This window comes from Chryseobacterium sp. LAM-KRS1 (assembly GCF_013184525.1).
Lineage (GTDB): Bacteria > Bacteroidota > Bacteroidia > Flavobacteriales > Weeksellaceae > Chryseobacterium > Chryseobacterium proteolyticum.
Map to the genome: position 1 here is coordinate 43,605 of NZ_JAAOIZ010000007.1, position 21,610 is coordinate 65,214.

Consider the following 21,610-nt stretch of genomic DNA (forward strand, 5'->3'; position numbering starts at 1 on the left):
GCAAAATCCTCTATTTGAGGATTTTTATTTTCAATTGTTTATTTTAATATGGAAAAAGAAATTTTAGATAATATAGAGCTTCGTTCGGAAAGTGTTCAGGATATTCTTACAAGACCGCCCCATTGGATGATACGCTGGGGAAACACCATCATATTTATTATCCTTATCCTCATTTTAATTATGAGTTATATAATAAAATATCCTGAGTTTGTGTCAGCTCCTATTGTGGTTACTTCCCAAAACCCACCTGAAAAATTAGAGGCCAGAACAAATTCTAAAATTGAAAAAATTTTTATCAAGGACCATCAGGAGGTTAAGAAAAATGATGTCCTTATGGTTATGCAGTCTGCTGCCAATTATAAAGATGTTCTTGCTCTGAAAAAAATCATCGACTCTCTTTCTCCTACTCACTTAGCTTCCTTTCCTATAAATGAAACGTCTCATTATAAATTAGGAGAGCTTCAGGGAGATTATAACAATTTTGCAAAAGCATTTCAGGATCAGGAATTATTTACAAGACTTCAGCCCTACGCTCCTGAAAATCTTGCTGCTAACCAAAGTATTTCTGAATACAGGGTAAGGATTGCCACGACAAAACAACAAAAGAAACTTGAACAAGCTAAATATGAGCTTACAAAAAAAAGCTATCAAAGATCACAGGAACTTTTTAACCAGGGAGTCATCGCTTCCGTAGAACTTGAAGGGGAAAAAATAAAATACATCCAGGCTCAACAAAATCTGGAAAATATTACCATTTCTTTATCTCAAATGGAAGAAGCAATATCCAACCTTAACAAAACTAAAAGCGGGACTGCTATCAATACGGAAAAGGATAAAATTAATTACTCTTCACAATGCCTGCAATTGTTTGAGCAATTAAGAAAATCGATGAAACAGTGGGAGCAGAACTTCCTTGTTATTTCTTCTACAGATGGTATTGCCAGCTTTCAGCAATTCTTTGGAGAAAACCAATTTGTAAAAACAGGGGATGCGATCTTATCTATATTACCTCGGAATAAAGAGAATTTAGTTGGAAGAATGTATGTCCCTCCTACTAACTCTGGAAAAATTGCTCCCGGAGAAAAGGTTTTGATCAAACTGGATAATTACAGGTTTCAGGAGTATGGTATTGTAGAAGGTAAAGTACAGAATATCTCTCTCTCTGCCGATGAAAAGGGAAATTACTACGTAGATGTTCTACTTCCTAAAGGCTTAAAAACATCATATAACAGAAATCTCACATTTGATAAAGAGCTTAGAGGTAATGCTGATATTGTTACTCAGGATCTAAGACTCATTGAAAGATTTTTCTATCAAATCAGAAAACTATTGGGATATCAAAGCTAATAGAGCCAAATCACAATATATAAAACCCACAACTAATAGTTGTGGGTTTTTATATAATCTTACAATAGTAATCACATATCAATAGTAATGTTTATCACATAATCATATGCACGTCAATTGTGTTATTTAGCCATAACTAGTTCATAAAAACATTTTATATATAAACGCTTACAAAATTCTTTTTATACGGCTTAATTGAGATTTATTCTAAGAAAACTACGGAGATTCGGAACCAAGAATGAGAATAAATATTAATGGGTATCATCTTTTAAAACAAAAAAGGAAAAGTAATAATTTACTTTTCCTTTCTATAGTAGCGAAGACGGGAATTGAACCCGTGACCTCAGGGTTATGAATCCTGCGCTCTAACCAACTGAGCTACCTCGCCTTTTTGGTGGTGCAAATATATAAAATATTTCTAAACCTCCAAAATTATTTTAGCTTAAAAAACTCCAAAACATCGGCAACATGGTCTGGTTTATTGATTATCTTATTGTTAGCATCTAAAATAAAATAAGTCGGAGTTGCATGAATATTATAAGTTTCACTATAACTACTATTCCATCCTCTTAGCTCGGAATCATTAATCCAAGGAAACGCGGTAATTCTTTTATTGTAAGAGTCTTTATCTACATCCAAAGAAAGCCCAATTACCTGAACATTCTTCGCTTTTAAATCATTATATTTCTCCAAAAGTTTTGGCAATTCAGTTTCACAATGAGAGCATGTGGAAGACCAGAAAACAATGATTTTCTTATCTGCTTTTACATCATAAATAGACTTGGCATTTGTATTAACCGGAGCCTGGAATTTATAATTAGGAAAAGTTGCACCAATCTGTACATTGGCATTTGCCTTAAGCGTTGATGCTAACCTGTCTGTAATCGTACATTTGAGATCTTTAGCCTGATCAAGATATTTTTTCTTTAAATCAGCCATTTCATACACATCAAAAATGTCAATCAATTCGGATAATACCGTTTGACCCCGTGGTGTTTCCACCTTTAACCGATCAAGTAATTTATCTACAGAAGCTCCAACATTGCTGTTTCCACCAGAATTAAGATAAGATACCAATACAGGTCTCAACAATGATGATGTCTCAAGCATATCATTAGACTTATCAATAAAATTGATTATTTCTTCCTGTGATACCTTTTTATTAGGGTCATTAATTAAAAATTTACTATAGTTTGTATTATAGTAATAAATAAACGGATGGTCCGTGGAGTTCACTTCTCCAAGGCCTCCTGATAATCTTGATATTTCTACTTTCAGAGCTTTTCCAAAATCTGTATTATCTTTATAGTATTCTTTAATCTGTGCTAATGCCGGTAATATAAGCTCTTTTTTCTGAGAACCTTCTTGTTGTTTACTCATTAAACTATTCGACTCATCCTGGTAAATAACATCTTTAATCTTATTACCCTGAGTATCTAATTTAATGTTTACATTCTTATTTTCTGATATGAAATTGAATGTATTATTGGTAGTAGGAAAATACATTTTCATCATACCAACATAGTTCTGCGGATATTTAAAAGTCCATACATTATTCTTACTCTGCTCTTTTGTAAAAATAACATCTTTGGAACCATTTAATGTATATAGAATTGCATCTTGATCTTTAAAATCAGCCGGTGCCTGAACGGTAATTGTGAATTGTGCCTGTAAAGAAAAAGCAGATAAAACTGCTGATAATACAAATATCTTTTTCATAATGTAAAAATAAAAAAACTCTCTGATTAATCAGAGAGTTTTCAATATTTTAATTAAATTTTTATATTTTTTGACCCTTATATTTTCTTGTAAAAAATACAATAAATGCTACTGCGACTATTGATAGTAAATAAATATACATATCAATTGGCACTGAATCTCCACCGGGGCCAGTAGGAGGTCCACCTGGCTCAGGAGGTTGTCCTCCAGGGCCCGTTCCTTGTGCATTCAATACACAAAAAACAAAAATAAAAAGACTATATAATAGTTTATTTAAAGCTTTCATATATTTTATTTTAAGATTTTAGTGTTAACAGTTTCTCCCTTATCTGAAACAATTTTTACTACATAAGAGTTTTTAATAGAATTGTTTAATTCAATTACAAAATCTGCAGAAGTATTTACTGCTTTTTTAGAGATTACCAGTTTACCACTCATATCATAAACTTCAATATCTGCTTTCTTCCAATCCGGATCAAATCTTACAATATAATTTGTAATATCCGGGTTATAAACTACTTTAGTTCTTGATGAAGGCTTCACTGCTGCTCCATCCATTGCAAGATTTCTTGCTGTTGAGGCCTCAGGTGCACCATAATATAAACTGTACTCAGTTCCTTTGGCAGGAATTATATCTCCTTGTTTTGCTTCAGTTACTTCTCCGTTTGGAGCTTTGTAATAGAAACCTGTACCTGAAGATAATTGGTGTGTCCCCTTACTTACCAATTCAGCATTCTCTCTAATTTCAAATTTAAAAGATTTTATATTAGAACTGTAAGTTGCTAACATCACATTTTTTCCTTTAAAATCATTTTCATTGGCTTCATTGATACGTAACCAATACTTTGAAGTATAATCATTATCATAACCTCCAGCCTTATTTTCTTCAAAAGTACCCACAACATCTGCTGTTGATGCAGCATACTGTGTTTTAGCAGCTGCTGAATGTCCAGTAGTTGCATTTGGATAAACCACATAATAAGTTTTACCAATTTCTACACCATTAGCATCAAGAGCAATAATTCCTAATTGCTTTACAGTGCCTTGACTCATGCTACCTGCAGCACTTCTGCTTGCATTAACATTATAATCAGTATTCGCTGCTCTGCTATAATAATTAAACCTCCTAAGATTGCCAAAGTTTAGAACATCCGTATTATTATTGTTATTAAGCTTAATCGTAAAAGTTCCAAATGGTCTGATCATCAAATAATCAACATCCCCTGTTGGAACACCAGCATTAAACGTAACCGATTTATAACCTCCGGTAGTTGTTCCACCTTGATTATTTACAACCCCGGAAACATCAAGTACTACACCATATATATTACTAAGGTTTACTCCGTCACCATTAGCAGCCGGTTCGTTATATGCAATTTTTGATAAGTCAAGGTTGGTTAGGAATGGATTACCAAATTGATACATGTTTCTAGCATAATTACCTGTCCACAATGCTCCACCTGAAGGAATTTCGAATGGGTCATATGCATAGGTATTGTATTTTTCTCTAAATGAATTTAGATTATTTCCACCTGCCCCAAAGTTGATTCCAGCTCCAGCATTTTGTAATGTAACACTAGTTCCAATAACTCCTGTTGCAATATCACTCACAGGTCGCCCTTTTACGGTACGTGTAATAGAACTAACATCTAAGCCGGCTCCACCTAATGCCCAATAAGAATAGGTAGGTGCTGCATCACCAAACTTGTAAATACCATTGATCGGTGATAAATGAACAAACTGTACCGTATTGTTATTCCAATACAGGATATCATTCTTTGATTTTCTTACTGTTGTGAATGTTTTACCAAATTCAGCATTTAAAGTAGCTGGAGTTTTAAAATAGAACGGCATCCCAATTTGTTGATAATCACCCTGACGAACTTGTCTGAATTCCTGATCTACAATTCCAGTAATGTTTGCTTGTGGAATACCTGTGATGAATAATTGTCCGTAAGTATAAACGGGAGTAGCAGTAGAGCTATTGGTATTAACAGATGCATAAGCCGTAGGCTCATTAAGTTTGTTAATAAAATTACCTCCGCCGTTTGCTTCTGTCTTATCAGCATTTGACGCATCAATCGTCTTGACAAGATCAGTTGCTGTACCAGAAACCATAAAGTTTCCATGGTTTTCTATAGTACCATTAGCTTTCATTTGTAAACCTCCCCCGCTATAAACTAGGGTACCTTTACTTACATACATATTAGCATTAGCGTCTACGTGACATAATATCTGCGCCTGAACAGAATAACTAATTGCTAAAAGACCTATAGCAAATAAACTTTTTCTCATTGTATAAATTATTTGTGTGTGTTATAATACAATCTCACCCGCAAAGGTATGATTTTTTTCATAATAAAAAAATTATTTTTATTTATTAACAATAATATTATCTTCAGTTAATACTATTTTCTTTTCCTCACCTATTGCAAACATGTAGTCTTCCAAGACTTTTTCGGTAGTTCCCCTAAGTCCTCTGGCTCCCAATCCTTTATCAAGGGTTTCCTCCACGATCTTTTCAATAGCACCATCCGTAAATACCAATTCTGTGCCATCCATTTTAAAAAGCTCAATAAACTGATTGACGATTGAATTTTTGGGCTCTTTCATGATACGTACCATCGTTTCTTTTGTTAGTTTTTCGAGGTATGTAATGATTGGAAATCTTCCCAAAAGTTCGGGAATTAATCCGAAAGAACGGAGATCTATTGCATTAATATTTGTTAATACATATTCATCTTCATCTACATTATTTATCTTTTCAGCACTGAAACCTATTGCCTGTTTGTTCATTCTTCTCTCGATAATTTCCTTTATACCATCAAAAGCACCACCAGCAATAAATAGTATGTTTTGGGTATTAACCTGGATATATTTCTGATCCGGATGTTTTCTTCCTCCTTGTGGTGGAACATTTACAATACTTCCCTCAAGCAATTTTAAAAGCCCCTGCTGAACACCTTCCCCAGAAACATCTCTGGTAATACTTGGATTATCAGATTTTCTGGCAATCTTGTCTATTTCGTCAATAAATACAATTCCTTTTTCAGCTTTTTCCACATCATAATCTGCAACCATAAGAAGTCTTGAAAGAATACTTTCAACGTCTTCTCCTACATATCCGGCCTCGGTTAAAATCGTAGCATCTACTATACAAAAAGGAACATTAAGTTCTCTTGCTATAGTCTTGGCCAGCAAAGTTTTTCCGGTTCCTGTTTCACCGATCATGATAATATTGGACTTTTCAAGCTCTACTTCTCTATTTTCATCCTGTGCATGAAGCAATCTTTTATAATGATTGTATACAGCAATCGAAAGTTGTTTTTTTGCCTGATCCTGTCCGATCACATATTGGTTAAGGAACTCTTTAATCTCCTTTGGTTTTTTTAGCGTATCTATATTTTCCGCAGGTGAAAATTCAGTTTTAGTAGCACTGTCTTTTACAATCGCATGAGCTTGTTCTATACAGTTTTCACAGATAAAGCCATTCTGACCAGAAATAAGCATCTGCACTTCATTTCTTTTTCTGCCACAAAAAGAACATTGGTTTGAATTCATACTATTTATATAATATATATGTTAAAGAAAATCGTAAAAAATTTCTTTTTTACGATTTCTTGATTTTTTAAGAATTAATAATTGATTTTTGAATTTCGGTATACTCTTCATCCGTTAATTTCAGTCTCTCATTTTTAAAATTCATATCTTCCACTGTATTGAGTGGTATTAAATGAATATGTGCATGAGGAACTTCCAGGCCTACCACTGCAATCCCTACTCTAATACAAGGAATTGCTTTTTTAATCTGCTTGGCAACTTTTTGTGAAAATCCCCAAAGGTTTTTATACTCCTCGCTTTCCAGATCAAAGATCAGATCCACTTCTTTTTTAGGGACTATTAATGTATGTCCTTTAACTAAGGGCATTGCATCTAAAAACGCAACGAAATTTTCATCCTCTGCGATTTTGTAGGAAGGAATTTCGCCATTAATGATTTTTGTGAATATAGTACTCATATGCATCAAAAAATTTACTTCAGAGAATTATACATGTATTAATTTATCCTTATAGGGTAATTTCAAGTACTTCAAAAGATAATTTATTTCCGTTCGGTAAAACAATCTCTGCGGTCTCTCCCACAACTTTACCTAGCAAACCTTTTGCAATAGGTGTATTTACAGAGATCTTGCCGCTTTTAAGGTCGCTCTCATTATCAGGAACTAAAGTAAATATCTGTTGTTGTTGCGTTGCATTATTTTTTAGTTTCACAGTTGTTAAAATGGAAACTTTTGAAGTATCTAGCTGACTTTCATCTATTATTTTAGACCCTGAAATAACATCTTTCAGTTTAGAAATTCTCATTTCAAGCATCCCCTGAGCTTCTTTTGCCGCATCATATTCTGCATTTTCAGACAAATCACCTTTGTCTCTAGCTTCTGCAATCTGTTGAGTAATTTTAGGTCTTTCTACAGTTTCCAACTGCTCAAGCTCGGCTTTCATTTTATCTAACCCCTCCTTTGTAACATAGCTTGCCATAATTTTCAAAATTTAGTTTTAGTATAAAAAAATAATCCGACATTTGCCGGACAATGTTTTCGTGTTGTAATCGTTTAATTTTTACAAATATATAAAAATTTAAATTGAAATGAAAAAAACTTTTTCAATCTTATTCTTTTCCACCTTACTGATAATCAGCAATATATCTGTTAATTCTTGCGGAAGTCGAGAAGACACGGTAAGCTGCTTTCCCAATACTCCAATTAACGTAACCTTGAACCTTAATTTAGCTGCATATAATAATTTGAACTATGTAGGTGGATGGATCTATGTGGATGAGCAACAATCAGGAACACGGGGTTTAATTATTGTCCGTAGATCAGATAATCAGTTTATGGTATTTGATAGAAATGCACCTCATATATGCCCTGATAATGATACTACACTTGAAGTAAAAGACAATATTAGTATCATTTGTCCAAAGGATAACGCTAAATGGATTTTACTTACCGGCCAACCTTCGTCAGGAACAAATGTACCTCCGAAAACTTATCCTTACAATTATAATCCCAATACCAGAGTATTAAATGTTTATTATTAATTTATGAAAGTTGTAATACAGAGAGTTTCAGAAGCTCATGTAAAAGTAGAAGAGAAAATCGTCGGCGAGATCAATAGTGGCTTTATGCTACTCATTGGAATTGATGAAAATGATGAGAAAGCAGATGCAGATTGGCTCGTACAAAAAATATTGAACCTTAGAGTTTTTGCTGATGAAGATGATAAGCTCAATCTTTCATTAAAAGATATTTCAGGAGAAATCCTTTGTATCAGCCAGTTTACGTTGATAGCTGATTATAAAAAGGGAAATCGTCCATCCTTTATTAAGGCAGCAAAACCCGATAAAGCAATTCCCCTTTTTGATTATTTCAAAGAAGAAATTGCAAAATCAGGACTAAAAACAGAATCCGGAATTTTTGGTGCAGACATGAAGGTTTCTTTAGTTAATGATGGTCCTGTCACTATTGTAATGGATAGCCAAACAAAAATGTAAGACACTTTATATCAATACATTAAATTATATTTAATCCCAAATAAAAAAGGTCCTTCAAAATTTGAAAGACCTTTTTCCTAATAAACTTTTATAAAAACTAATTCGCAGGTATACTGCTGAAATTCAATGCTACTTTTAAGTTCATATCTGAACTTGTCTGATTTTTCAGTTCATAAACTGTTCTTACTGTAAGTCCGTTGCTCTTTACGACCTCATCCAAAAATCCATTATTATTAAGATCGAGGTTTAAGCTGGAACTATTTGAAGAGATGTTGGATCTTGATGCAACAAGTCTTTCACCCGTACCATTTGAAGAAATATAAACTTTAATGTTTTTAAAAGCACTTAAGTTGCCACCAGAAGGAGAAACCACAGAGATTTTTGCATCTGCCAATCTCACATCTTTTATTTTAGCATTATTATTCCCACCAAACCAAGTCTGTACATTAGAAGCAGTAGCCGTAGAAGACACCTCCTTATCAGCAGGCACCCCTGTGGATACTAATACATTAGCCGTGTAAGGAAACGTATTCTGAACCAATGACTGTACTGTTCCACAACTAACAAGGGCAACAGAAGCTACCACTGCAGTTAAAAATATATTTTTCATAATTGTAAATCTTAATACAAAAATTATCTTGCAGAAACTATACCAAAGAATTATTATTCGACGCTTACTGAAAAACTTCCTTTTGTGTTTCCGGAAGCCATGTTACTTTTGCCTATAATTAACCATACTTCACCTTTGCCCGCCATCTGATAAAAAATATCTCTTCCAAAAGGACCATCGTATTCTCCATTTGGCAATTTTATCTGATTGAAACGAATATTAAAATCTTTTTCTTTTGTAGAAATGGATGCCTTGATATCACTTTTATTATAATTTGTGATTTTGAGAATCAGCTCCTGTCCTTCTTTTGTAAATTGCTCTCCTACTGTAAATGGAAGCTGTGATGCATCGGCAGTTCTTATTATTTGCCCATCTTTCTCACTTCTCATCACACCTTTTTTTAAGACATGTTTGGTGACGGGAGAATTATTAATGATAGAATCTTTTTTTCTTATAGCAGCTGAATCTACTGAATGTTCTGGACCCGGCTGTTCTGAAATCATGATCGAATCTTTGTTGGCTGTTTCGTTTACATTTGGTTCTTTTTTACAAGAAACAATAATCAATGGGATCAGCAATAAGGACTTTTTCATAATAGTTATTCTTTTAGTGTTTCATAGTAAAGCACTTCTGACAAGAAAGAAAATGATTTCTTTTGTTTTACTTTACTTATAATTTGTTTTTTTAGTATAATATCTTTTTTTTCGGCAGCAAACTTCAGTAAACTTTTCTCACTAAAGTTGATTTCTGTGAAGTGATAACCTGCATTAAAATCACTGCGCTTCATATTGTGAGAAGTAATTAATCCTCCCCAATTGATATAACTACAAGCCAAAATTGTTCCATAAAAATACCATGTCATTGTATTAAACAGAAAAGCATTTCTTTTTCTGTATTGAATTTTAATATACGTCATTGTCAAACCAATCAATGAAAGAGTCAGGAAAGCATATACTCCAAGCCTTTTATATGTAAAACCATAATTGATAATGTATTCGGAGTTCTTTATCATCGTGGAAATAATCAGTGCCGCATTTAAAAAAATCCAGATCTTAGCCAGGTTTTTCATAAGCCCGGCTTTCGGATCAAAATTAAATCCGGATTTAAAATAAAACATAATCACCAGAATAGACATAATAATAGACATGATCACAGCATTTACTCTTTGGTGGGTTTCTTCTGAAAGCTGGCCGGGAGTTTTTGAAGCTTCGTAGAATAGTTCGTAATTATAAGTGATGATAAAAAAGATCAATAATACATTTAATGCTAAAAACGAGATTATGCCGCTCATCCTTTCTGCATCAATATCAAGAAAAGAATATGTTGATTGTACGATTCGATCTTTCGTGTGAAAAGTATCATCTAAAAAATGATTTTGTTTATAAATGATTTTTTCTACAGCATAATTCCAATAATTGAAAGCGATAAACATCCCCAATACTGTTATGCAGAAAAGTTCCCAAATATTAATATCTATTTTGATATTCGTAAACAAGCTGGCAAAATGATCACTTCCTACAGAGTAAATTCCAAAAAAAACAGCAACTAATACCAATGGAATCAAGATAAAGGCAAATATTTTCTGTCCTAACCCCGAAATATTTTTTTTGGGAAGCCAACTATCAAAATTAAAAAATCGACATAAAAAAGTAAAGCAGTTCACTATAAAAACAGGAATCAAGAAGAGAATTTTTAGTCTTTTATTTCCTGATCTGTAAGATAAAAGCAGAAGTGAACTTACAACCGCCACAAAAGAAGCAAAATCTCCATACCAGGCAAAAGCTACTGAAGAAAAAATACTTGTGAAAAAAAGCATGAAAAATACTTTTGTTTTGTTTGACTTTGGTGTTTTGTACCATGTTAGTAACGCATAAGCAATACCTAACAGTCCAAGATTTAAACCTACATTTTCGTTATAAAAAAGAATAATAAATAAGACGGTTGTAAGGAGTATATAGTGATGTGTTTTCATGATATTTAATAATAAGTTATTGTATTTTTTTGCTGAATAAAATCTTTCAGATTTTCAAAATTTTGCCATAGCAAAGCTTCAAAATCCCAATGATGAAAGGACCTCATATTTTGACCTTTCCGAAATGCCTGCAGGTACATTTTTGAATATTCCGGTAAAATCAAAGTTCCTAATATGATTGCTGCCAGAAGATGGGCATTAAGTTTTCCATTTCCCAACAGCAGATATTGCATGGCAATTTCATCTTCGAAATTAGTTCCGCAACCTGTAATCAAATGATGGACATCGTGATTTTCCATTTTAGGAATCATGGTAAATCCATGACGCTTATAAAATTCTCCCAGTTTACGGCCTAAGGTATCTTCATTGAAACTAAGCAGTTGTTTTTCGTTGAACTGCCATTGTCTTTTCTTTTTCTTAAAATATCTTCTGTAAAACTTTTGAGTTTTATCATATACAAAAAGTAAAAACTGAACACGTAATTTTTTCATAGTTGATTATTTAATTAAGATTAACTCCAATAACAGTATAAAGACAGGCGATAGGGATATTGATTAATAATATTCCGATTGATTGTAAACAAGCATGAAGCTTGGCATGATATATCGACCCATAAATTAAAAGTCCGGCGACGACCAATAAATTCAAGATAGATCCAAAAATGAGCAGTAAGAAGCCTCCTATCGCAAATGCATCAATTCTGCTGACAAGGTATCCGAAAAGGCATATATTCCCAAGCAAAAATGAAAGCCAGAAAACATATTTTCCCATATTCACAATTTCTTTATTATCCATATTATTTTAAGCTTTTGTTAAGGTAAAAACAGTAATTTCCGGACGAACCATAAACCGAACTTGATAAGAATGTCCGATTGCCCGGTTGATGTAAAGCATTCTGCCATCCTGCAAATCAATTTCTCCGGAAACATATTTCTTGTTTTTAACAGGGAGTATGGGAGTGATCACACCGGGAATCCGGCATTGTCCGCCATGGGTATGCCCGCTTAGGATCCATCCCTGATATCCGTTCCATACATCTTTATCACAAACATCAGGATTGTGGCAAAGAACCAGATTCGCTTTAGACTGATCTAAATCTTTCATAACCTTCAAGGGATCAAAATTGGGTGAGCACAGATCCTCAAATCCAATAAAGTTTATTCCATACCGGTTATTTTGCTCATTATTTAGCATTTCAATTCCATAGCTATTTAAAATCCGACAAATACTCCTGGAAAGCTCAATGTCTTTCCACCCTGGTCCATAATCGTGATTTCCCAAAATTCCAAATGTTCCAAGGTTTCCATATACGGCTTCTTCCATTACTATTTTTAAATCGTTTTGTTCTTCCAGTGTTCCGTGATTTACAAAATCACCGGTGTACACTACAAAATCCGGATTAAATTTTTCAGCCTTATGGAAAGATTCAATAAGGAAATTCCAGTCAAATCGGTTACCTACATGCAAATCGGAAATCTGCATCAAAATTTTACCTTCAAGGTTCACCGGTAAATTTCTAATGGGAAGCTTACGTTCAACAAACTCCACCCAAAAAGGCTCTACCTGCCATGAGTATAGAGCAGGAAAGGATCCTACTACAGCGAGCTGAAAGAGCTTTTTTAAAAATGTTTTTCTTGTCATGTACTATTTTTACATATTGAATTAAAACAAAGAACTTTGAATTACAAAGTAAATTGATAAAAAAATATAGTTTTATCTGCCTATTAATTTTTCAAGAGCATCTAAATGATCAGAAAAAGCCTTTCTTCCACTCTGGGTAACCCTATAAGAGGTTTTAGGTTTTTTCCCAACAAATTCCTTCTTTATTTCTATGTATCCAGCCTTTTCCAAAGCGTTACTATGACTTGCCAAGTTACCATCAGTAATCTCCAATAATCCTTTCATTTCCGAGAAATCAACCCAATCGTTAACCATAAGAACAGACATAATGCCTAATCTCACCCGACTTTCAAATTCTTTGTTGAGCTGATTTATTTTAATCATAATCTTTGGTGGTAGGTATAGTATACAGTATTACTTTTTTAGAGCTGCAAATTTAAATCATTATTTATATTTTTTATGCATGATGAGGCCATACACTATATGTAAAAAACCAAATCCCAGCGTCCATGCTACTAATCCCCATCCTAGAAAGAAAAGGGAAAGCAACCCTAGTATAATCTGGCAATAGCCCAGATATTTAACATCAGTTAAAGTATATCTCTCAGCATTCACCAGTGCTAAACCGTAAAAAATTAATGTCGCTGGGGCAATCAATGGAAAAAGGTGATGATATAAAAGACCAAGACATACTACGCCTCCTGTTATTAATGGAACAGAAAATGTTAATAGCAGACGTTTTGTCGTAGCATCCCATATTTTCAATCCTTGCTTTCTGCTTTTATTCGCTGTAAAAAAGTATCCGCTCAGTACCGCAACAAATAAGATCAAAGTTCCTATAATCACTAATTCTCTCACTAAAGAAGGATTGTAGATATTTCGATCTCCATCAAAATAATCGATTCCTTCTCTCTGAAAAACAAAATACACATACACTGCACCTGCAATGGCAGCAAGTCCGGCAAAAACACCAGACAATCCACTCAATGAAATAAATCTGGAAGATCGTTCCATCATAGAACGGATGTGGGATAGATCTTCGTGGTAGTTTTTTGAATCCATATAAAGAACTTTGAAATACAAAGTTAAATATTTTTCTGAAACTTAAAAATATTTCGAAGATTATTTAAATAAAAAAACCGCTGATTATTTCAACGGTTTTTTTATTTATGAAGTAAGCCCTTACTTAACTCTTAATTTTTCTTTAATAGACTCAATATTTTTCTTTGCAGATTCTTCCAGGATGAGACTAGCACTCATATGAATCCTTTCCGGCATTAATTCATTGAAGTGTTCTGTTCCTTCCCATGATACCTTTTTAATAAGTGCAAGAGCATCACTGCTTCTGGAAGCTAATATCTGTAGAAATTTATCCAGTTTAGCATCCATTTCTTCGATATTTTCTGAAACAGAATGATAAACATTATGTTGTTCAGCCCATTCAGCAGATCTGAAATCGGCATCAATCGCCATTGCAGAGAATTGTGATTTTCCTATTTTCCTTTCAACATACGGGCCTATTACAAAAGGACCAATACCTAAATTAATTTCAGTCAAAGCCAAGGCAGAATCCTTTGTTGCAAAACAATAATCAGCTCCACAGGCAATACCTACTCCTCCACCTGTCGTTTTTCCCTGAACTCTTACCACAACTATTTTACCACAATTTCTCATCGCATTCAGTACCTTAGCAAATCCTCCAAAAAACCTTGTAGATGCATCTAATTCTTCAATAGCAAGAAGTTCATCAAAACTGGCACCGGCACAAAAAGCTTTTTCACCACTGCTTTTTACAAGAATAGCTTTTACTTCATCTTTTGCACCTTCATCTAAGATCGTTTGTGCTAATTTTTCCAGAATCGCTCCAGGAAGTGAGTTACTTTTAGGGGTCCCAAAGGTGATTTCTGCGATATTGTTTTTAAGTTCTGAGACTACAAATTCGTTCATTTTAATTTAAATTGGATTCTTACAAAAATACGAATTACAGCCTGTTAACGAAAATTTAACCACAACAAATTGACCTGCAAAATAGTGATCAGCATGTCACTCTATTTTAAGCCTATTACGTAGAAATACGGATGCATCAATTTGGTACTTTCTACTCTACTTTCGGGTCCCATTATTATTGTTCCTTTGAGATACTAAATATGCTGCTTTTTTCCTGCTACAGTGACAGCTCTTTAAAAAGCACAGACATTAAAAAAGGAGTACATGAAAAAGATATCTCTGAGTTCCCTGCAAGAGCATATCTAATGAAAATTCCTTTGGGATCAAATAAGATCATAAAGAAATAGCTTACGACGATAAAAACTAATAACCGTGAAAATTATATCATAAGCTATCATTGTACCGTGAAAGATTCTACTACACAAATGGAAAATCCCTTGAGCTATTCAAGGGATTTGTTTTTTAATGCAAGTATATATTTATCAATATAGCTTTGCTTTTCTTTTAGTTTATATTGCTGTATATATCTGGGATGTTCAAGAATGGTCATTTTTTCAAAGAGATTTGCTTCTTTATTCAGTTTTGAGATAAAATCTGCATTTTTCTTTCCTAAAACAAATACTTCTGAAGTATCAAGATTTAAACTGATATGCTTTTTTAAGGATTCAATCATAAAATCTTTAACATCAGAAAATAACTCTTTATCATCATAGTAATTGGCATTAAGCCAGCCATTTCCGGATCGTTTTACGATTGCTAAGGGAAAAGGAGAGTTTATATAAAAATCTTTGTAAAATTCAGTGGCTCCTCCATACTGTTCGATCATATCATACATGAAAACAGATGAAACCTCATGCGTACGTGCAGATTGCATTGCTATCCCACAAACACTTTCAAGTCGTTTTGTATCTGTAAATGGTACTCCAGTTACACCAGCGCCATGTCTGCTGGGATTAATTCCTACCATAAACTTTCTTTGTATGGAATCATTATAATACTTTTTATAAAACTGCTCCATAACAGCCATCGTTTCCGGATTGTCAAAATATGGATTCAACACCTCAAAATTATGTGGCAGCTTACCGTTATAATTAAGGTTTCTATTAAAGTCAATAACTTTATCAGCAAAACTAGCTCCCATCATTAGAAATCTTCTTCATCCTCCTGCTCTTCGGAAAGTGCCAGTTCAATGTCAATAAACTGAATGTATAACCCGCATACCTGACTATCTTCGTCGTAAGCAAAGTATACAGGATAAGCGCCATCACCGAACCCACTGGCAAACATCGGAATTTGATAAGATGTACCTGGTATTGTCCAATTGATCCAATCCCCTAACTCTCTCTGGTTTTTGGGGTTGTTTTTATAACTCTGAGCAAAGATATCGGCAAAATAATCATCGTAAATGTTACCCACATTTTTTTGGATAAGGAACTTACCGAAATAAGGCAATACCTCCGCATCAGTAATACAAGCAAGACCAGCGTCTACAGAAAATCCAAAATATTCTCCTTCTCCCACTCCTTCCAGTTCTTCATATCCTATTAAAGCCTCACGATAAATTACAGGCCTTTTATCCGTAAATGAAACTTTTACCGCTGCATAGCGATTCCCCCAATCTTCAGATTTTACTAATGCTATTTGTACCGGAAAATTTCCTTTCGGAGCGTCAATAAAGTAAGGTTTTTCTGCTGCATTCAAATAGACCAAAGGATCTCTTACTATTACTTTTCCAGAAGGGATAGAAACATTTCCAACATGTATTACTTCCATTTTTTTTCCGAAAATCTCGTCTGAAGTAAAATAAGCTTCTAAATCTGTAGGACAAACCAGAAGGTCTTTCATTTCATCCCATTTTTGTAGCCAGCTTTCATTCATGATATTATTTTTTATCAATTCATTTAAAAATTAAAATTACTATTTATTTAATCCGGATCAAATGAAGACGGACTTTTAAAAACAAAAATATATACAAAATACTATTACCTACTGATTTTCAATTATTTTAATTATTTTAGTCATCGAACTTATCGTGCTGAAAATACGATATAAAAACTATTTACCCATGATCGGAATTCTTGCTGAACTTATTATTTCAGGGCTCTTGCTATGGTATATCGATAAAAAAACACTTTCTGTTTTAGGATTTAAACCCACCAGAAATAGAATTATGAACTGGACAACAGGCTTCCTGTTAGCAGCATTGGTATGCTTAATTTATCATGTAATGAATAAGACTTTCAGCGATAACAGCTGGATATTAAATAAACATATGACCTTACAGACAATATTCACCAGCGTCTGGTGGACTTTAAGATCAGTCATATTTGAGGAACTCATTTTTAGGGGAGCATTACTTTACTTAGCCATTGAAAAATTGGGAATTAAGATCGCCTGTTATCTTTCTGCCATTTGCTTTGGTGTCTACCATTTGTTTTCTTATAATGCATTTGGAAACCCTATTCAAATGGTGATTATTTTTTTTATGACCGGAATATTTGGATTGATGCTTGCATTTGCATTTGCAAAAACAAAATCACTTTATCTTCCTTTTGGACTTCACCTGGGATGGAATATATTTAATATTGTTGTTTTCTCAAACGGTCCTCTGGGCCAACAGGTTTTGATTAAAGCCAATGAGCATAAGCCGGAAGGTCTCATCTCACTTTTTATATTTCTATTTCAAATCTTTGCACTTCCCATTTTGGTTTACTGGTATCTGAGATATCTAAAAAAACAAGACATCAGTACCCAAAAAAAGGAAGCTTTATAAAGCTTCCTTTTAATATTATCAGATCAATCCAAATTGTTCAAAATGATGAGTAAAATGCTTCCTATGCATCAATTCCCACATTTCTTTATTTAGTTTTCCGAACACAAAATTCAGATGTTCTGCTTGAGGATTTTCTTTGTAATAAATTGAAAATCTTTTCAGGTTTTCTATGAATGATTCTTTTGCCGCATCAAAATTTTTATGTCTTAATTCCAACAGCTTTTCATCTTCAGCCAAGTAAGGTGCCGGGAAATCCTTAGGCATTTTCCTGTGATTGTAAAGGGAATCCTGCCATTTTTCGAGCTGTTCTACAGGAGTAAAGCATTTTTCAGCTTCAGGTTCTCCCATACTTACCAAAACGCCATGCTCAAGATGCTCAATCATTTGTTGTGGAGACATATTACCCCAGCTTGGTTTTGTACTTTGGGTCAAGCCTCCTAAAATTTTCTGAATATTTTTAATATTAAGATCAACAAAAGGAGATTTTTTTGCAACTAAAGTTAAAATAGTAGCCACACAAACTACCTCATCTCTTTGATTAATTACTTCCACTAACCATTTAACAACCCCGGATGGAATATTTCTTCCTTTGACTCCTCTATTTATTTTTTCTTTAGCTGTCAAGTAAACAGTAATTGTATCTCCAGCATATACCGGTTTAAAGAAGCTGCAATTTTCCAGACCATAGTTTGCTATTACCGGTCCTTTTTTACCTGATACAAATAGTCCGGCAGCAGCAGAAAGGATAAAGTATCCGTGAGCAACCGTCTTATCAAAAATAGTTCCCGTTAAGCTTGTAGCATCTGTATGTGCATAGAAGTGATCCCACGAAACATTGGAGAAATTTACAATATCTGCATCGGTAACTGTTCGTCCTGCTGTTTCCAGAGAATCTCCAACTTCAACATCCTCAAAGTATTTTTGAAATGGATGCTTATCTGCATATTTTTTCTCCGCCCCTTGCTGGTAAATTTTGGTGATTGCCGTCAAAATATCAGGTGACCCTTGAATAGCTGTTTTTTGTAAAAAGAAATGCAAGCCGTTTAATCCTCCCATTTCTTCTCCTCCACCTGCTCTTCCCGGTCCTCCGTGCATCAATGTAGGAAGTGGGGAACCATGTCCTGTACTCTCTTTAGCATTATCTCTGTTCAGTACATAGATTCTTCCATGTTGCGATGCCATTTTCCAAGAAGTTTCAGCTACAAATTGATCATCGTGGGAAACAATTGAGCCAACTAAACTTCCTTTCCCTCTTTTCGCGAGTGCTGCGGCTTCTTCCGCATCTTTGTAAGGCATCAAAGTAGAAACGGGACCAAAAGCTTCTACATCATGAGAAATATTTTTCTCGAAAGGCTTATCGTTCAGGAATAATTTAGGACTCATGAATGATCCTTTTTCATAGTCTGCATCTACAAGCTCATGTTTACCATCATAAACAAGTTCTGTTTCAGTTTTCAGAATATCTACTTTTCGGAGAACCTCATCATACTGTTGCTTTCCTACCAATGATCCCATTCTGGTTTCACGGCTTAGAGGATTTCCTATTTTAGTTTGATCCAATGCTGTTGCCAATGCATGCTGTACATCACCGATAAGGTGTTCCGGTACAATTATTCTTCTTATAGCGGTACATTTCTGGCCGGCTTTTGTTGTCATTTCATTACGAACCTCTTTGATGAATAAATCAAATTCCGGAGTTCCTGGTTTTGCATCCAGTCCCAGGATAGAACAATTCAATGAATCTGCTTCCATATTGAAACGAACTGCATTACCTGCCACGGAAGGCAATGATTTCAGTTTTCTTCCTGTATTCGCAGAACCCGTAAACAATACGGAATCTCCATCCTGAACATAATCAAGAATATTTCCGGGTTCGCCACAAACCAACTGTACAGCACCTTCTGGAAGAAGACCACTTTCAATCATGTCCTGGAATACTGCATTGGTAAGATAAGATCCAAAAGGTGACGGCTTTACAATGGACGGAACACCTGCTAACAAAGAGGTAGAAAGCTTTTCCAGCATCCCCCAAACCGGAAAATTATACGCATTGATTTGTATAGATACTCCTTCACTTGGAGTAAGGATATGAGTTCCTAAATGAGTTCCGTTCGCTGAAATTTTCTGTGTATCTCCATCTACCCAGAATGGAGTATTAGGCAACATTCTTTTTGCCAATCCCGAGTAGGTAAAGAAAGTACCAAAACCTCCTTCAATATCCACCCAGGAATCCACATGGGTAGCTCCAGTTTTATAGGATAACTCGTAGTATTTTTTCTTTCTTTCCAGCAGGTAAAGCGCCACTTTTTTCAACATTTCTCCACGGTCATAGAAAGTCATTGAAGAAAGATTTTTATATCCTACAGTTCTTCCATAGTCAAGAGCCTGTTCAAAATTAAGGCCTTCAGTATCGGAAACAGATACCTGCTCTCCTGTAACGGCATTGTACAAAGGAACTCCGCTTCCGGTCCCTTCTATCCATTGTCCGTAGATATAGTTTTTTAACTTTTCCATATAGTTTTTTTACTTTTTACTTAAATTAATTAGTGAGCCCTAAGGTATTCACAGTAATAACCGAATTACTATTACGATCTAATATTTTTAGGAACACCGATCAAGTGAAACTGATTTACTTCGGTTCCTGGTAAGGAAACATTTTCACCAATCCTTCATATAAACTTCTGTGAAGAATAGTAGCATGATTGTCTGTTTCCATCATTTTATATTCTAATGTCCAGTTTTTCTTTCCGGCTTTTTTCAAAATATCGTAGAAAGCTTCGGCATCTTTTACCATTACCGGATGTTCTCCTTTTCCTACAGAAACATAGACAAACTTTTTAGTATCCGAAGATTTTGTAAGTAATTGAGGAGCTTGCTTTAAAAGACTTTCATCATCCCACCATAAACTTGGACTGATAATAAAATAGTTATTGAACATTTCCGGCTTTTTCAAAAGAATTTCCGTTGCTAAAAGTCCGCCCAGAGACTGGCCAAAAAGGTATTTTTCCGTAGTTTTAAACTGGCTTTCAACATAGGGTTTTAGCTCTTTTTCCATAAATGTAATAAACTGATCAGAATGCCCTGTGGTAGGATAGTCTTTCTGCAAGTCTTTTAAATCTGTATGAAAAGTAAAATCTCTTTTTCTATCTACATTAGCAACTCCCACTACAATGGTTTCCGGCATGGAATACATCTGATTAAAGAATTGTACTAATCCCGTCACGTGAATAAAATCTTCATTTATGCTTCCATCCAACAGATAGATTACCGGGTATGATTTTGTTTTGTCATATCCTTGTGGAAGATAAATATTCAATATCCTGTCTTCATTTAAGGTTTTAGACTTAATCGTCCTCACTTCTCCAATTGTAAGCGGTTTTGTAGCAACAGTTTGTGCTGACACCACACTATTCATCGTCAACATCATGCTGCATATAAGTGCAATTTTTTTAATCATATTTAATTGTATGGTTATTGTTTTATATCATCCCAGATACTGTAATCCACAATTTTCGTTGGAATCTGCTGGACATATTCTGTAAAAGGCTCACAAGGCAGAATAGCTTCTTTTCCCTCTCTTGCCAGTTCCTGATATAACTTTGTCCCTTCTGTTTTCCAATGAATCATTTCATCGGAAACATCACGAATGATTTTTGCAGGACTTCCTACAACCAGTTTCCTGGGTTCACATCTGAAATTCGCCGGTACAAAAGCCAATGCTCCGACAATACTTTCATCGCCAATATAGGCTTTGTCCATTACCACAGCGTTCATTCCGATCAGACAGTTTTTGCCGATGTGTCCGGAGTGAATTATAGCTCCATGTCCGATATGTGCAGATTCTTCTAATATCGTTTCTATATTGGGAAAAACATGCAAGGTACAGTTCTCCTGCACATTAGCTCCATCCTTGATGATAATTTTCCCCCAGTCCCCACGGATTACCGCATTGGGACCGATATATACTTCTTCACCTATTTCTACATTCCCGATAATGACTGCCTGCGGATGAATGTAAGCAGAAGGTTTTATAATGGGACGAATCCCGTGGTATGAATAGATATTCATC

24 protein-coding genes and 1 tRNA gene are annotated in these 21,610 nt (G+C 34.5%); 4 read left to right on the forward strand and 21 right to left on the reverse strand.

Annotated features, from left to right (window positions below):
- The first annotated feature begins 48 nt into the window (after window positions 1–48).
- Window positions 49–1,347, forward strand: coding sequence for an HlyD family secretion protein (locus G9C87_RS19365; RefSeq protein ID WP_172284246.1), 1,299 nt, complete (start codon window positions 49–51; stop codon window positions 1,345–1,347).
- 314 nt (window positions 1,348–1,661) lie between these two features.
- Here the strand turns inward: G9C87_RS19365 and G9C87_RS19370 are convergent.
- The 7 genes from G9C87_RS19370 to greA all read right to left on the reverse strand — a co-directional run bounded on the left by G9C87_RS19370 (window position 1,662) and on the right by greA (window position 7,604).
- A tRNA-Met gene (locus G9C87_RS19370) sits at window positions 1,662–1,735 on the reverse strand.
- 44 nt (window positions 1,736–1,779) lie between these two features.
- Window positions 1,780–3,066: a TlpA family protein disulfide reductase gene (locus tag G9C87_RS19375; RefSeq protein ID WP_172284248.1), complete on the reverse strand. Its 1,287-nt coding sequence runs from the start codon at window positions 3,064–3,066 to the stop codon at window positions 1,780–1,782.
- Between the two features lie 61 nt (window positions 3,067–3,127).
- Window positions 3,128–3,352: a signal peptidase gene (locus G9C87_RS19380; protein ID WP_172284250.1), complete on the reverse strand. Its 225-nt coding sequence runs from the start codon at window positions 3,350–3,352 to the stop codon at window positions 3,128–3,130.
- A 5-nt stretch (window positions 3,353–3,357) separates the two neighbouring features.
- Window positions 3,358–5,361, reverse strand: a complete 2,004-nt coding sequence (locus G9C87_RS19385) for a T9SS type A sorting domain-containing protein (protein WP_172284252.1) — start codon at window positions 5,359–5,361, stop codon at window positions 3,358–3,360.
- Between the two features lie 78 nt (window positions 5,362–5,439).
- Window positions 5,440–6,627 (reverse strand): ATP-dependent Clp protease ATP-binding subunit ClpX, encoded by a 1,188-nt coding sequence (gene clpX, locus G9C87_RS19390; protein ID WP_172284253.1) that lies wholly within the window; start codon window positions 6,625–6,627, stop codon window positions 5,440–5,442.
- Window positions 6,628–6,694: 67 nt separating this feature from the next.
- Window positions 6,695–7,084 (reverse strand): HIT family protein, encoded by a 390-nt coding sequence (locus tag G9C87_RS19395; RefSeq protein WP_172284255.1) that lies wholly within the window; start codon window positions 7,082–7,084, stop codon window positions 6,695–6,697.
- A gap of 49 nt (window positions 7,085–7,133) precedes the next feature.
- Window positions 7,134–7,604, reverse strand: a complete 471-nt coding sequence (greA, locus tag G9C87_RS19400; RefSeq protein WP_172284257.1) for a transcription elongation factor GreA — start codon at window positions 7,602–7,604, stop codon at window positions 7,134–7,136.
- A 109-nt stretch (window positions 7,605–7,713) separates the two neighbouring features.
- Here greA and G9C87_RS19405 point away from each other — a divergent pair, with 109 nt between their 5' ends.
- Window positions 7,714–8,166, forward strand: coding sequence for a hypothetical protein (locus G9C87_RS19405; RefSeq protein WP_172284259.1), 453 nt, complete (start codon window positions 7,714–7,716; stop codon window positions 8,164–8,166).
- Window positions 8,167–8,169: 3 nt separating this feature from the next.
- Window positions 8,170–8,619 carry a D-aminoacyl-tRNA deacylase gene (gene dtd / locus G9C87_RS19410; RefSeq protein WP_172284261.1) on the forward strand — a complete coding sequence of 150 codons (450 nt, stop codon included), beginning with the start codon at window positions 8,170–8,172 and terminating at the stop codon, window positions 8,617–8,619.
- Window positions 8,620–8,716: 97 nt separating this feature from the next.
- On the opposite strand, the gene G9C87_RS19415 is transcribed toward dtd, so the two are convergent.
- The 11 genes from G9C87_RS19415 to G9C87_RS19465 all read right to left on the reverse strand — a co-directional run bounded on the left by G9C87_RS19415 (window position 8,717) and on the right by G9C87_RS19465 (window position 16,646).
- Complete coding sequence (locus G9C87_RS19415; protein ID WP_172284262.1) at window positions 8,717–9,229, reverse strand: hypothetical protein; 513 nt, start codon at window positions 9,227–9,229, stop codon at window positions 8,717–8,719.
- 53 nt (window positions 9,230–9,282) lie between these two features.
- Window positions 9,283–9,822 carry a hypothetical protein gene (locus G9C87_RS19420; RefSeq protein WP_172284264.1) on the reverse strand — a complete coding sequence of 180 codons (540 nt, stop codon included), beginning with the start codon at window positions 9,820–9,822 and terminating at the stop codon, window positions 9,283–9,285.
- A gap of 5 nt (window positions 9,823–9,827) precedes the next feature.
- A complete protein-coding gene (locus tag G9C87_RS19425) occupies window positions 9,828–11,201 on the reverse strand; it encodes a DUF4153 domain-containing protein (RefSeq protein ID WP_172284266.1) in 1,374 nt (457 codons plus the stop codon).
- Between the two features lie 5 nt (window positions 11,202–11,206).
- Entirely contained in the window at window positions 11,207–11,692 is a 486-nt protein-coding gene (locus tag G9C87_RS19430) for a Coq4 family protein (protein ID WP_172284268.1), read from the reverse strand.
- A gap of 10 nt (window positions 11,693–11,702) precedes the next feature.
- Window positions 11,703–11,996, reverse strand: coding sequence for a hypothetical protein (locus G9C87_RS19435; RefSeq protein WP_172284269.1), 294 nt, complete (start codon window positions 11,994–11,996; stop codon window positions 11,703–11,705).
- 6 nt (window positions 11,997–12,002) lie between these two features.
- On the reverse strand, window positions 12,003–12,842 hold the full coding sequence (locus tag G9C87_RS19440) for a metallophosphoesterase (protein WP_172284271.1): 840 nt from the start codon (window positions 12,840–12,842) through the stop codon (window positions 12,003–12,005).
- Between the two features lie 72 nt (window positions 12,843–12,914).
- A complete protein-coding gene (locus G9C87_RS19445; RefSeq protein ID WP_172284273.1) occupies window positions 12,915–13,205 on the reverse strand; it encodes a winged helix-turn-helix domain-containing protein in 291 nt (96 codons plus the stop codon).
- 60 nt (window positions 13,206–13,265) lie between these two features.
- A complete protein-coding gene (locus tag G9C87_RS19450; RefSeq protein ID WP_172284274.1) occupies window positions 13,266–13,883 on the reverse strand; it encodes a hypothetical protein in 618 nt (205 codons plus the stop codon).
- Between the two features lie 120 nt (window positions 13,884–14,003).
- Complete coding sequence (locus G9C87_RS19455; RefSeq protein ID WP_172284276.1) at window positions 14,004–14,768, reverse strand: enoyl-CoA hydratase/isomerase family protein; 765 nt, start codon at window positions 14,766–14,768, stop codon at window positions 14,004–14,006.
- Window positions 14,769–15,210: 442 nt separating this feature from the next.
- On the reverse strand, window positions 15,211–15,909 hold the full coding sequence (locus G9C87_RS19460) for an SMUG2 DNA glycosylase family protein (protein WP_172284662.1): 699 nt from the start codon (window positions 15,907–15,909) through the stop codon (window positions 15,211–15,213).
- Between the two features lie 2 nt (window positions 15,910–15,911).
- Complete coding sequence (locus G9C87_RS19465; protein ID WP_172284278.1) at window positions 15,912–16,646, reverse strand: DUF4241 domain-containing protein; 735 nt, start codon at window positions 16,644–16,646, stop codon at window positions 15,912–15,914.
- A 187-nt stretch (window positions 16,647–16,833) separates the two neighbouring features.
- Between G9C87_RS19465 and G9C87_RS19470 the strand changes: the two genes are divergently transcribed.
- The gene (locus G9C87_RS19470; RefSeq protein ID WP_172284280.1) at window positions 16,834–17,541 is read left to right on the forward strand and encodes a CPBP family intramembrane glutamic endopeptidase; all 708 of its coding nucleotides are present in this window, start codon (window positions 16,834–16,836) and stop codon (window positions 17,539–17,541) included.
- An 18-nt stretch (window positions 17,542–17,559) separates the two neighbouring features.
- Here the strand turns inward: G9C87_RS19470 and paaZ are convergent, their stop codons facing one another.
- The 3 genes from paaZ to G9C87_RS19485 form a co-directional block, all read right to left on the reverse strand.
- A complete protein-coding gene (gene paaZ, locus G9C87_RS19475; protein WP_172284282.1) occupies window positions 17,560–20,055 on the reverse strand; it encodes a phenylacetic acid degradation bifunctional protein PaaZ in 2,496 nt (831 codons plus the stop codon).
- A 115-nt stretch (window positions 20,056–20,170) separates the two neighbouring features.
- Window positions 20,171–20,998, reverse strand: a complete 828-nt coding sequence (locus tag G9C87_RS19480; protein ID WP_172284284.1) for an alpha/beta hydrolase — start codon at window positions 20,996–20,998, stop codon at window positions 20,171–20,173.
- Window positions 20,999–21,012: 14 nt separating this feature from the next.
- The gene (locus G9C87_RS19485) at window positions 21,013–21,609 is read right to left on the reverse strand and encodes a transferase hexapeptide repeat family protein (protein ID WP_172284286.1); all 597 of its coding nucleotides are present in this window, start codon (window positions 21,607–21,609) and stop codon (window positions 21,013–21,015) included.
- Window position 21,610: the final 1 nt, after the last annotated feature.

Bases quoted from the DNA above. Each gene is read 5' to 3' on its own strand.
- G9C87_RS19365 (WP_172284246.1), top strand. From the start codon at position 49: ATGGAAAAAGAAATTTTAGATAATATAGAGCTTCGTTCGGAAAGTGTT.
- G9C87_RS19375 (WP_172284248.1), bottom strand. From the start codon at position 3,066: ATGAAAAAGATATTTGTATTATCAGCAGTTTTATCTGCTTTTTCTTTA.
- G9C87_RS19380 (WP_172284250.1), bottom strand. From the start codon at position 3,352: ATGAAAGCTTTAAATAAACTATTATATAGTCTTTTTATTTTTGTTTTT.
- G9C87_RS19385 (WP_172284252.1), bottom strand. From the start codon at position 5,361: ATGAGAAAAAGTTTATTTGCTATAGGTCTTTTAGCAATTAGTTATTCT.
- clpX (WP_172284253.1), bottom strand. From the start codon at position 6,627: ATGAATTCAAACCAATGTTCTTTTTGTGGCAGAAAAAGAAATGAAGTG.
- G9C87_RS19395 (WP_172284255.1), bottom strand. From the start codon at position 7,084: ATGAGTACTATATTCACAAAAATCATTAATGGCGAAATTCCTTCCTAC.
- greA (WP_172284257.1), bottom strand. From the start codon at position 7,604: ATGGCAAGCTATGTTACAAAGGAGGGGTTAGATAAAATGAAAGCCGAG.
- G9C87_RS19405 (WP_172284259.1), top strand. From the start codon at position 7,714: ATGAAAAAAACTTTTTCAATCTTATTCTTTTCCACCTTACTGATAATC.
- dtd (WP_172284261.1), top strand. From the start codon at position 8,170: ATGAAAGTTGTAATACAGAGAGTTTCAGAAGCTCATGTAAAAGTAGAA.
- G9C87_RS19415 (WP_172284262.1), bottom strand. From the start codon at position 9,229: ATGAAAAATATATTTTTAACTGCAGTGGTAGCTTCTGTTGCCCTTGTT.
- G9C87_RS19420 (WP_172284264.1), bottom strand. From the start codon at position 9,822: ATGAAAAAGTCCTTATTGCTGATCCCATTGATTATTGTTTCTTGTAAA.
- G9C87_RS19425 (WP_172284266.1), bottom strand. From the start codon at position 11,201: ATGAAAACACATCACTATATACTCCTTACAACCGTCTTATTTATTATT.
- G9C87_RS19430 (WP_172284268.1), bottom strand. From the start codon at position 11,692: ATGAAAAAATTACGTGTTCAGTTTTTACTTTTTGTATATGATAAAACT.
- G9C87_RS19435 (WP_172284269.1), bottom strand. From the start codon at position 11,996: ATGGATAATAAAGAAATTGTGAATATGGGAAAATATGTTTTCTGGCTT.
- G9C87_RS19440 (WP_172284271.1), bottom strand. From the start codon at position 12,842: ATGACAAGAAAAACATTTTTAAAAAAGCTCTTTCAGCTCGCTGTAGTA.
- G9C87_RS19445 (WP_172284273.1), bottom strand. From the start codon at position 13,205: ATGATTAAAATAAATCAGCTCAACAAAGAATTTGAAAGTCGGGTGAGA.
- G9C87_RS19450 (WP_172284274.1), bottom strand. From the start codon at position 13,883: ATGGATTCAAAAAACTACCACGAAGATCTATCCCACATCCGTTCTATG.
- G9C87_RS19455 (WP_172284276.1), bottom strand. From the start codon at position 14,768: ATGAACGAATTTGTAGTCTCAGAACTTAAAAACAATATCGCAGAAATC.
- G9C87_RS19460 (WP_172284662.1), bottom strand. From the start codon at position 15,909: ATGGGAGCTAGTTTTGCTGATAAAGTTATTGACTTTAATAGAAACCTT.
- G9C87_RS19465 (WP_172284278.1), bottom strand. From the start codon at position 16,646: ATGAATGAAAGCTGGCTACAAAAATGGGATGAAATGAAAGACCTTCTG.
- G9C87_RS19470 (WP_172284280.1), top strand. From the start codon at position 16,834: ATGATCGGAATTCTTGCTGAACTTATTATTTCAGGGCTCTTGCTATGG.
- paaZ (WP_172284282.1), bottom strand. From the start codon at position 20,055: ATGGAAAAGTTAAAAAACTATATCTACGGACAATGGATAGAAGGGACC.
- G9C87_RS19480 (WP_172284284.1), bottom strand. From the start codon at position 20,998: ATGATTAAAAAAATTGCACTTATATGCAGCATGATGTTGACGATGAAT.
- G9C87_RS19485 (WP_172284286.1), bottom strand. From the start codon at position 21,609: ATGAATATCTATTCATACCACGGGATTCGTCCCATTATAAAACCTTCT.